The sequence below is a fragment of the Protofrankia sp. CiP1_Cm_nod2 genome (genome assembly GCF_920664355.1).
Classification (GTDB): Bacteria; Actinomycetota; Actinomycetes; order Frankiales; family Frankiaceae; genus Protofrankia.
Genome location: NZ_CAKKTL010000160.1, coordinates 1 through 9,892, shown reverse-complemented (window position 1 = coordinate 9,892; position 9,892 = coordinate 1). Strand labels below are relative to the sequence as shown.

Below are 9,892 nucleotides of genomic sequence, written 5' to 3'. Positions count from 1 at the left end.
GGAATCGTCCCTGGTCAGCGCCCGGGTGGCGACCGGCCGGACGGCGATTTCAGGGCCCGGAACCAAGATCAATCGGTTCGTATGCTGGTACACATGGTCCACCGCGCTGCGTATTTAGCCTCTGGCCTGGTCAAATAGGTTTTACCTATGGGGTTGGGATGATGTAAGGGACTCCATCGCCGCAGGTCAGCGCGCATGAGAGGCCGGTTCGTACAATGCCGGGCCTCCTGAACTGACCAGCATTGACGGTCACTCTCGGTGCCAGGCGCTGTTCGTCGGGCATCCGCCGCGGCCGTCCGGCGTCGATTCTGGACGTCGCCGCCCGCTACACCACCGCCAAGCCCGTCTGACCCGGGTCGCAGGAGGACGCCCGTGGCGCGCGGGCGGTCAGCCGATCACGGCGGGTGCGAGCGCCGCGGTCGTCAGCCGGGTGGGGCTACCTGTGCCGTCGGCCGGGATGGTCCACAGATCCGAGCCGTAGTCACCGGCGAGAGCGTAGACGAGGGTGCTGTTGTCGAGCCAGACGGCCTGGTCGTCAACACTTCGGTGTTCGCCGAGCGGTGTCTCCCGCATGTCGCGCAGGTCGAGGACGTACTCCCGCCACGGCGCGTCCGCGGAGGCTTCCGGCACCCGTTTCTTGAACGCCAGCCGGGTGCCGTCGGGCGACAGCGACGGGCACTCGACGTTCTCGCGCAGGGTGGTCACGGTCCTGGCCCGGACGTCCCCGCGCACCAGGTAGGTCTTCCCGCGGGTGGCCAGGGTGGCGTAGAAGTGGTCGTCGTCGGCGAACGTGACGCCCCAGAAGTTGACGTCAGCGCCGCGGTACGCCTTATCATCCATGATCACCTGGTAGTCCTCCAGCGACTGCTGAAGCGTCCAGGTGCGGGTGTCGAGGATCGAGGTGCGGGTGGAGAACTGGGTACCCGCGTAGGAGTCACCGCTGACGAACACCGTCCACGCCACCATCCGGCCGCTGGGCGAGACCCGCGCCCGGGTGGGGATGCCGCCCAGCGGGAAATGCCGCTGTTCACGCAGCTCCGCGTCCAGCACCACCGCCCGGTATCTCTCCTCGAGCGTGCCCGGCAGCCGCTGCAGGCAGATGCCGGTACCGGCGGCGGCGTAGAAGCGCAGGCAGTGGACATCCGACGCGGTGCGCGGGCCGGCCGGCGCCGACGCGGCCACCGACACCAGCTCGTCCCGTTGCGGGCCCCAGAGCATGTTGCGGAAGACCAGCCGTTGTTGCCCGGTCGAGCCGGTGCCGGTGCCGGTGCCGGCGCCAGGGCCGGCGCCGGTCCCGGCCAGCGTGACCCGGCCGGCGGCCACCGACGGGCCGTCCTGCTGTTGGCGGTCCCTGAGCGCACCGCGCTCGGAGGCGTACCGCACCCAGCCGACGGAGACACCGCCGAGCAGGACGACGGTCAGGAACAGTACGACCAGCCGGGCGCGGTCCGTCATGTCGCGGCTCCCCGCGATGCCGCCGTCCCCAGTGCCCGCAGGGGCCGCGCAACCGCGCCCAACGTGACGCAGGCCGCCAGCGCGACCGTCGCGGAAGCCAACGCCGCGCGGTCCCCCCAGGCCGACCAGGCGGCCCCGAAGAGCAGCGAGCAGGCGAACCGGGCGCTTCCCTGCGCGGTCTGCACCAGGGCCAGGCCGCTGGAGCGCAGCCGCGCGGGCACCGAGACCGCGGCGGCGGCCATCAGCACCCCGTCCGTCGCGGCGTAGAAGGCGCCGTGCAGGACGAGGACGACGGCCAGCAGCGCCGCGTCGCCCACCGGCACGAGCAGCAGCCCGTACGCCACCAGCAGGCCGACGTGCCCGGCGAGAAAGACCCGCCAGCGACCGAACCGGTCGGCGGCCTGTCCGAACGGCACCGCCAGCAGCAGGAACGTCCCGGCCGTGGCGACCGGCAACAGCGGGAACCACTCCCGCGGCATGGCCAGGTCGCGCTGCAGCATCAGATAGAGGAAGGAGTCGCTGACGGTGGCCAGGCCGAGCAGCAACGCGCACAGCGCCAACCAGCGCAGATCGGGGCGACGCAGCAGGCCGAACGCCGCGCGCGCGGAGACGGCCGCCTCCTCCCGCGCGTCCTGGGCCGTCGCGTCCTGGGCCGTCGCGTGGCCGCGGCCCGGGGCGAACAACAGCAGGACCGCCAGGCCCGTCATGGCGATACAGAAGCTCACCATGAACAGGGCGTCGAATCCGTCAACCGCGGCCCGCATCACGAAAAAGGCGATGATCGGGCCCAGCAGCGCGCCCGCGGTGTCCATCGCCCGGTGTATGCCGAACGAGCGGCCCTGGGCTTCGGCCGACGACGCCAGGGAGATCATCGCGTCGCGCGGAGCGGTCCGCAGCCCCTTGCCGGTCCGGTCGGCCGCGAGCACCACACCGATCGACGCCACCCCGTGCGCGAGGAGCAGCGCGGGCTTGCACAGCGCGGACAGCCCGTAGCCGACCGCGGCGACAGCCTTGTGCCGTCCGCCGCGGTCGGCGAGATGGCCGCCGACAAGGCGGACCAGCGTGCTGAAGCCGTTGTAGATGCCGTCCAGCAGGCCGAAACCCAGCGGTGAGAGGCCCAGCTCCGCCACCAGGTAGAGCGGTAGGACAGCGGTGACCATCTCGGCCGAGACGTCGGTGAGCAGGCTCACCGTTCCCAGCACGAGGACCGTGCGCGGCAGCGCCCGCGCGACGGCCCGCGGTGTGACGCGAGGGGTGGGCGCCGCGGCCTGCTGGCCCGGGTCGGTACCCGGGCCAGCAGACGTGGGGACGGTGTACGCGTCCGCGAGGTACACGGACGCTAGCTCCAGATGCCGGTGATGTCCGACGCACTGGCGGCGTTACCCGCGTGTGTCGTCAGACCGGCCAGGTCCTCCAGGGTGCGCAGCAGGTTGTAGTGGTTGTAGGTCGTCGACGAGGAGCTGCCCGCGGTGACGTGCTGCCCGTAGAGCACCGTGGGGATGTGGTTGCCGTTGAGGCTGTTGTCCTCGTCGAAGGTCACGATGAGCAGGCTGTTGTGGGTCGTGGCCCAGGTGGCATAGGCGCCGAGCTTGTTCTGCAGCCAGGTGTCACCGGTGCTCACGGAGCAGTCGTGCATGTCGTTGCACAGGTTCGGGACGACGAACGATATCTTCGGCAGGGTCGAGTAGCTGGTCGGGAACTGGGCGAACGTGTGGGCGGTGTTCGTCGGCACGTTGCTGAACCCGAACCAGGGGTTGTGCTTCCGCGCGTACTTCGTGCTGCTGTTGGTGCAGATCGTCGAGCCCTGGGAGGGCAGGCCCTCGTTGTAGCTGCCCCAGGCGAGACCGGCCGCGATCAGCTCGGAGCCGAGGTTGGCGGCGCTGCTGAACCCGGGCGTGTAGCAGCTGTCGCTGGTGATGCCCTGGGTTCCCCCGGAGAAGAGCGCCATGTAGTTGGGCTGGCTGGGGTGGGTGATGGCGTACGACGCGGTGAGGTTCGCGCCGCCGGTCTTCAGTGAGTTGATGTAGGGAGCGCTGGAGCTGCCGATCACCTGGGAGTAGGCGTGGTTCTCAAGCACCACGACGACGACGTGGTCGGGTGTGGGGAGCGCCGCGGCGTGCGCGGGCTCCGCGCTCCACACACCAATCGACGCGACGGCCAGCACGACGGCGGCACCGAGCATGCTCAGTAGCCAGCGTGGACGCCGGACAGCAACGGCAGGGGACACGGGCGGACCTCCAGAATGGGTCAGGGGGAAAGCAGTGCCTGGCTGGGGAGCGAAGCCAGATTAGTGACGTTCCGCATCATCGTCAGTGCACCGGCAGCGACGGCTCAGCAAACAGGAGACGTCAAATTCCCCACCCGCCGGACTCGTTCTCGAGGGATGACCCGCCGGCTACCACGGGAAACGCCTGGACGAGTAGGAGTGACCGGCAATAGGCGCGGGTCCAGGAGATCGGCATGTGAGCAGGCACGGAACCCGGTGACCGTCGGATCGTCACATTCCGTGAGCGCTGGAGGATCTCATGCCTGCCGTCCCATCATCCTTGCCCGGCCCGATCTGGAGCTGGTTCGAGGCCCTGCTGACCCGGCACACCAGCGGACCGCCGCTCGAGTCCGGCCCCGCCCACCGGCCGGGCTGCCACCGCCGTCGCATCCCCGACCGGGCCGTCTTCGGGTACGTGCTGGACGCCCTCGTGCCCGGCCCGGGCGTGGTCACCAACCGGTCCGGCTCTGAAGGCCCTCCTCACGTCGTGGTCCGGGGACCGGTAGGTCGTTCAGGCCGTTGTGGGCTCGCCCGGGTGACATGGATGAGCCGGGCCGTGAGGGCGCGGCCGAGGCCCGGGTATCGCGGGCACCGACAGCACGGGCTCGGCACCATGAGCCTCGGCAGCGGCGGCATGCTCCGGCAGCGACGGAACGGGTCTCAGGCTGGGACGAGCTCGGCGTGGCGGTCGAAATGACGGTGGGCCGCCACCGCCGTGGTGAAGGCCGAGGCGAACTCGGCGGTTTCGGAGTCGGTGGCCGTGTGTCCCGCCAGGCTCAGAGTCACCACGCCGCGGTCGTCGACGAGGCGGCCATCAAAGGATGTCAGGTCGAGCTCCCTGGGCTGGACGAAGTTCGGCACCCGGCCGCGGACTCAGTCGGCACCCGCCGCGGACTCAGGATGACCAGCCGGGTGCGGCCAGCCCCGGCGCCGACGGGCTGGCGGCGGCCGTCGGGCGCGCCCGCGCGGGCACCACCCGTCCCCACCGCTCTCCCTTGGCCGCCGGGACCAAAACACATCCGGAACACATCCGGCCGCGGGACGGCACAAGAAGAAGACGACCAAGAAGAAGACGACCAAGAAGACGACCCCAGACGAACCTGCCGAGCAACCGCTGTTCATCGCCGCGGATCAGATCAGGGACGATTCCCCTCTCTCCCAGGCAGTCATGATTGCCTCGGCGGCGCGGGCCTCGACGGCCATCGCCGCCCGCGCGCCGAAGAGCAGGCCGGCAGCGAGGCCGGGCTCGGCCCGCACGAGGCCGGTGGCGAGGGCGTCGGCGGCGACCGTCTGGTGGTGGGCGTCCGCCACGACGTGCGTGTCGAAGAACAGACGGGCGGCCGGGGGCAGGCCGTGGCGGCGCAGGGCGGCGCTGTAGGCACTCATCGGCCCGACCGAGGTCATCTCGAACACGGCGAGATGACCGACGAGCGCGGCCCGGTGCTCGCGGTGCAGGCCGAAGAAGGACGGCACGTTGACGGTGGCGAGCGTGGTGGCCGGGACACGGTCAAGGTAGGCCCCGTACGCCGGGTCCAGCCCCAGGGCGCGCAGGGTGAGGCCGAAGAGGGTCTGGTGCATGTCCCGTTGGGCGCCGTGACCGTACTCGTCGGTCTGGATCTCGACCAGCGCGGCCTTCGCCGCGCCGGCCAGCCGGGGAATCGCCCACGAGTGCGGATCTGCTTCCTTGAGCTGGAGCAGGGAGCGGTGGACGGCGAACTCACGGAACTGGCCCAGCGAACCGCGTTCGGCGAGATACCCCGACAGCGACGGGCCGCCGGGAGCGTCGATGACGCGGCGCAGCGCGCCCGCGATCCCGTCCGCGAGGAGGTCGCCCGGCTCGGTGCCGGGGGCGGCGAGGTCCACGTCATCCCGCAGCCGGGCCAGGAGATCGCGTTCCAGGAGCCGGCGAAGCCCCAGCAGCGACGGCTCCCACTCCCAGCCGTCCGCCACATCGGCAAACCCGCGGTAGTGCAGCTCGTACAGGCAGTACAGGGTGAGGGCGGCGTCCTCACCGAACAGGGCGTCATCGTCGGCCGCGGGCACCCTGTCCACGGCATGGACCGGCCCGGCCAGAGCGGTGGTCAGAACGGCGCTGAGGGTGCCCCGCGGGCGCGGCAGGGGGCTCGGCCCGAGCTCGGCCGGGCTGAGAACGTCGCCGTAGCCGGCATCGTTCGGCCCGCGGAAGGCCGTGGTCACGGGCCGGGGGCGGGAGGCGGTCATGCCGGCACCGCCGCGGCGCCCGCGCTCAGCACCTGGGCCAGAACCACCGAGTCCCTCCCGGGCGGGTACGCACGGCTGTGGTCACGGATCCAGGTGACACCGGCGAGCAGGTAGCCCTCCTGGTGGAAGAATGCCTGCCCGGCGGCGGCAAGGGACTGGATGCGCCGCCACACCTCGGGGTCGCGGCAGTAGGAGCCGAACCTGATCGGGCGCGTCACCCAGTCCACCACCCGGTACCCACAGCGGGTCGCCTCCGCCAGGACGCCGAGCGGATCGGAGATCGAGGCGACCATCACCATCACCAGGTCGAAGGAGCAGCCCAGAATCCGGCAGGTCACTTCGGCTCCTCGCGCCCCGCCGTACAGGTCGGGAGCACCCGGCCGCCGCGGCTGCCCCGGCAGGTACGGGGGGTTGGCGACCACGCAGCGCTCCGTTGCCCCGCTGGCGTAGCGGAAGAAGTCTCCGAACTGGACGGTGTAGTTCACCGGCCCCTTCAGCTCCGTCAGCCGGCGGGCTGACCGGAACGCGTCGGGGTCGCGCTCAAATCCACGGACCTGTGCCAACGTCTCCGATCGGCCGACGGCCTCCAGCAGCGGGATCCCGGTACCCGCCCCCAGCTCCGCCACACCGGCGGCGGTGTAGGGACTCAGCTGTGCGCAGGACAACAGGCGCTCGACGCACCACGAATAGAAACTCGACTCCACCGGGTCGTAGAAAGCCATGTCGCTCCTGCCGTAGGTCGACCGGAGGCGGGCCGGCCCGGGCGGAACGGGCCACAGGGCCACAGGGCCACAGGCACCGCCGCCGCTGTGCGCTCATGGCCAAGTACCCGTCCGGCTCCGCCTTAACCGGGCGCAACGCCGGGACGCGCGTGCACGGCGCCCAACTCCCCGCCGGCCGGAGTGCCGAGGCGTACGTCAACGGCCAGAGCGGCTGGCATGCGGGCGATCGATGTCCCTGTCCCAGCAGGGAGATGAAGGTCGCTCGCCTCCTCCGCCGCTCCTCGATCGTCACCGTGAGCAGGGCCGATGGGGCGAACACCGTGGCCTGCGGCACCGGAACTGTGCTACCGGACCGGCACCGACCGCTCTCCGCTCAACCCGTGCCATCGTGGACTCTCCTTCATTCCTTCATTCCTTCATTCCTTCATTCCTCCATGTCTCCCGCCGACGTCGCGCTCCGGTGTCCCGGCGCCGGCGTGCAGCGGAAACGGCTCGTCGCATAGCTGGAGAAACTCGGCCCGAAAGCCACCGTCGAATCTCGGCCGTAAATCTTCCGGTGGAGGCGTCCTTCAAAGTCGTTCTGAGGCGTCCGAAGCCGCCGGTTACCGGCCATCAAGATCACCGATAATCGGCGAATGCGACAGCGCCCGACGGACCCTCCTGCCGCGCTCGGGATCGAGAGCGCGGAGCCAGATCAACTTCGCTCGAGAAGGAATTCATGATACTTCCGAATGTGACGGACCTCTCACGTTATAACGCCCCACTGCGGGAAGGCATCCCTGGACACAGGCGCGTCGCTCGGGGCAAGGCGCCGCCCGGGCTACCGCTACCAGACTGATCCGAGGAGTCCGGTGTGGTCATTCGCCACGCAGCCGAGATGTCCCTGCCCGAGGCTGATTCGACACCCGCCGTGCTGATCGTGCTGGCCATGGCCGCCGTGCTCGGCTACACGGTTGCGCTGGTCGTCGACCGGACAGCCCGTCGGGCCGGGCGCCGTTCGGCAGCCGCCGCCGACCTGGCCCAGCGCGGCCGACGCCCGGCCCACCTCACCCTCGTCATCCTCGCTCTGCTTGTCGCGCTGAACGCCATGCCCGAACAGAACTGGACCGGGGCCATCGTCCGGCTGCTCGGCCTGGCCTTCATCGGCGGCGTCTCCTGGCTGGTGGCGGTGCTCACCTTCCTCCTCGAGGATCTTGCCCTGGCTCGCTACCGGATGGACGTCGCCGACAACCGGCACGCCCGCCGGGTGCGTACACAGGTGATCCTGCTGCGTCGCATCACGGTGGTCGTCATCACCGTCATCGCCGTGGCCTCGATGCTGATGACGTTCCCCAGCGTGCGCATTGCCGGTGCCAGCATCGTCGCGTCCGCCGGAATCGTCGGCATCTTCGCCGGGCTGGCCGCACAGACCTCGCTGGCAAACGTGTTCGCCGGGCTGCAGCTCGCCTTCACCGACGCCATACGGGTGGACGACGTGGTCGTCGTGGAGAAGGAATGGGGACGCATCGAGGAGATCACACTGACCTACGTGGTAGTCCACATCTGGGACGACCGACGCATGATCCTGCCATCGACATACTTCACCACCGTGCCGTTCCAGAACTGGACGCGTCGGGAGGCGGCCGTGCTCGGCGTGGTCGAGCTGGACCTGGACTGGTCGGTGCCGGTGGAGGAGATGCGGGCGGAGATGCACCGGATCCTGGACGCCACCGCCCTGTGGGACGGCCGGGTCTCGGTGCTCCAGGTGACCGACGCGGTCGGCGGATGCGTGCGGGTCCGGGTGCTGGTCAGCGGTAGCGACGGACCGACCGTCTTCGACCTGCGCTGCCACGTCCGGGAGTTGCTCGTGCGATGGCTGCGACAGCGGCACCCGGCGGCGCTGCCAAGGACACGGCTCGAACACGAGCGGAGCGGCCCGGCGTGGGACGGCGAGCATGACGGCCACGGGAAGGGGGTGTACGGGCCGGCGCAGCGGCGCGAATCCGACCCGACCACTGCCAGGGTCGCGGCCGCCGATCCGGCCACCACCAGTACGGGGATGGACCTCCCCGCGCATCCCGAGGAAGCTCACCCCGACGCCCGCCTGTTCGGGGGCAGTCCGGATGCGGCCGAGCGCTCCCGGGCGTTCAGCGAGACCGGTGAGAACGGCTCACGCCGGCCGCCGTCCTAGCGGGAAAAGCCCTCTCTTCGGTCGGCGAGCCGGGCCCTGGCTGACCCCGTCGAGGGTCAGAACCCGGTAAGGGTGATCTTCATCGCGCCTCCGGCTTTCGGCGACCCCGGCGAGTTGCCTGGTGACCGAGCCTCAGCCTTCGAAGAAGCCGAGTTCCTCGTGACGGGCGCGGGCGGCGGGATCACCATGGCGGACGATGACCCGGTAGTCCATATCCTCTGGATGATCGCTCAGGACGGCTGGACCATCGAGGTGGCCGAAGCCCGGCCCCGGTCGGCCACCGACCGCGACGGCCTCGACATCACGATCCACGACGCGGTCCCGCGCGCCCGCCGAGACGACACCCACGACCGCCCGGAGCCGGCCCTCCGCTGTCAGGCACGCGGCCGACCTCGACGCCATCACTGCCAACGGCGGCCAGGGGAGTGGGCAACCGCGTCGGGTCATCTGCGTCCCACCAGGTGGAACACCCGGCTGAGCTGCCGGTAGGGATCACGCCGGCTGGCTTCGAGTTCCACCTCGGCGATCCTGGTCAGCTCGTCCTCGTCCTCGTCGAGGGTCGTCCAGTCGGTGAACAGCCACACGCCATACCAGGCCAGCGGGCGGACTCCGTGATCAGCGAACAGGCCGGAGAGTTCCTCGACGGTGTCGGCCCGCGTGTCCAGGCCCAGCACGCCGCCTTCCCCGCGGGCGTGGAAGGCGGCCTGCGCGTCGTCCCACCGACGCTCCAGCGCGGGGCGGACGGCGAGGGTCGCCGCGTTGAGTGCCATCACCGAGACGATGCCGTCCACAGCGGTGCACGCGCACAGGGCCTCGATCATCGGGGTCGGGTCGGGCAGGTACATCAACACGCCGTGGCACAGCACGGCGGCAAACCGTCGGCCCCGGGTCAGCGAGGGCGCCTCCTCGCCGCTTCCCCGCATCAGCCGGACACGATCGCGGACGTCGGCTGGCTCGGCGGCCAGCCGCCGCTGCGCGGCGGCAAGCATCGCCTCGGACGCGTCGAGCAGGACAACCTCATAGCCCAGCCGGGCCAGCGGAAACGACTGGTGCCCGGCG

The 9,892-nt window shown here is 70.5% G+C and carries 9 protein-coding genes; 1 reads left to right on the top strand and 8 read right to left on the bottom strand.

Translation table 11 applies throughout. The annotated features are described in order from the left end of the window. Positions 1 to 387 precede the first annotated feature (387 nt). The 6 genes from NBW84_RS16850 to NBW84_RS16820 form a co-directional block, all read right to left on the bottom strand. Positions 388 to 1,455: a TolB family protein gene (locus NBW84_RS16850; protein WP_250285695.1), complete on the bottom strand. Its 1,068-nt coding sequence runs from the start codon at positions 1,453 to 1,455 to the stop codon at positions 388 to 390. Further along, positions 1,452 to 2,789 carry an MFS transporter gene (locus tag NBW84_RS16845; RefSeq protein WP_250285694.1) on the bottom strand — a complete coding sequence of 446 codons (1,338 nt, stop codon included), beginning with the start codon at positions 2,787 to 2,789 and terminating at the stop codon, positions 1,452 to 1,454. The genes NBW84_RS16850 and NBW84_RS16845 overlap by 4 nt, the downstream gene beginning before the upstream one ends. 5 nt (positions 2,790 to 2,794) lie before the next feature. Then, entirely contained in the window at positions 2,795 to 3,637 is an 843-nt protein-coding gene (locus tag NBW84_RS16840) for an alkaline phosphatase family protein (RefSeq protein ID WP_445548742.1), read from the bottom strand. A 744-nt stretch (positions 3,638 to 4,381) separates the two neighbouring features. Further along, positions 4,382 to 4,582, bottom strand: a complete 201-nt coding sequence (locus NBW84_RS16830; RefSeq protein ID WP_250285692.1) for a hypothetical protein — start codon at positions 4,580 to 4,582, stop codon at positions 4,382 to 4,384. 270 nt (positions 4,583 to 4,852) lie between these two features. After that, positions 4,853 to 5,941: an iron-containing redox enzyme family protein gene (locus tag NBW84_RS16825; protein ID WP_250285691.1), complete on the bottom strand. Its 1,089-nt coding sequence runs from the start codon at positions 5,939 to 5,941 to the stop codon at positions 4,853 to 4,855. Next, positions 5,938 to 6,663: a class I SAM-dependent methyltransferase gene (locus NBW84_RS16820; protein WP_250285690.1), complete on the bottom strand. Its 726-nt coding sequence runs from the start codon at positions 6,661 to 6,663 to the stop codon at positions 5,938 to 5,940. The genes NBW84_RS16825 and NBW84_RS16820 overlap by 4 nt, the downstream gene beginning before the upstream one ends. Before the next feature lie 853 nt (positions 6,664 to 7,516). Here NBW84_RS16820 and NBW84_RS16815 point away from each other — a divergent pair. Continuing rightward, positions 7,517 to 8,833 (top strand): mechanosensitive ion channel family protein, encoded by a 1,317-nt coding sequence (locus tag NBW84_RS16815; protein ID WP_445548741.1) that lies wholly within the window; start codon positions 7,517 to 7,519, stop codon positions 8,831 to 8,833. Positions 8,834 to 8,965: 132 nt separating this feature from the next. Here NBW84_RS16815 and NBW84_RS16810 read toward each other — a convergent pair whose 3' ends face one another. Beyond that, positions 8,966 to 9,145 carry a hypothetical protein gene (locus tag NBW84_RS16810; protein ID WP_250285689.1) on the bottom strand — a complete coding sequence of 60 codons (180 nt, stop codon included), beginning with the start codon at positions 9,143 to 9,145 and terminating at the stop codon, positions 8,966 to 8,968. A 131-nt stretch (positions 9,146 to 9,276) separates the two neighbouring features. Continuing rightward, positions 9,277 to 9,892 (bottom strand): methyltransferase domain-containing protein (locus NBW84_RS16805; protein ID WP_250285688.1); only part of this gene is annotated, 616 nt, incomplete at its 5' end.

What these genes read in the sequence shown, in the direction of transcription:
- NBW84_RS16850 (WP_250285695.1), bottom strand. Translation starts at nt 1,455, where the DNA reads ATGACGGACCGCGCCCGGCTGGTCGTACTGTTCCTGACCGTCGTCCTG.
- NBW84_RS16840 (WP_445548742.1), bottom strand. Translation starts at nt 3,637, where the DNA reads ATGCTCGGTGCCGCCGTCGTGCTGGCCGTCGCGTCGATTGGTGTGTGG.
- NBW84_RS16825 (WP_250285691.1), bottom strand. Translation starts at nt 5,941, where the DNA reads ATGACCGCCTCCCGCCCCCGGCCCGTGACCACGGCCTTCCGCGGGCCG.
- NBW84_RS16820 (WP_250285690.1), bottom strand. Translation starts at nt 6,663, where the DNA reads ATGGCTTTCTACGACCCGGTGGAGTCGAGTTTCTATTCGTGGTGCGTC.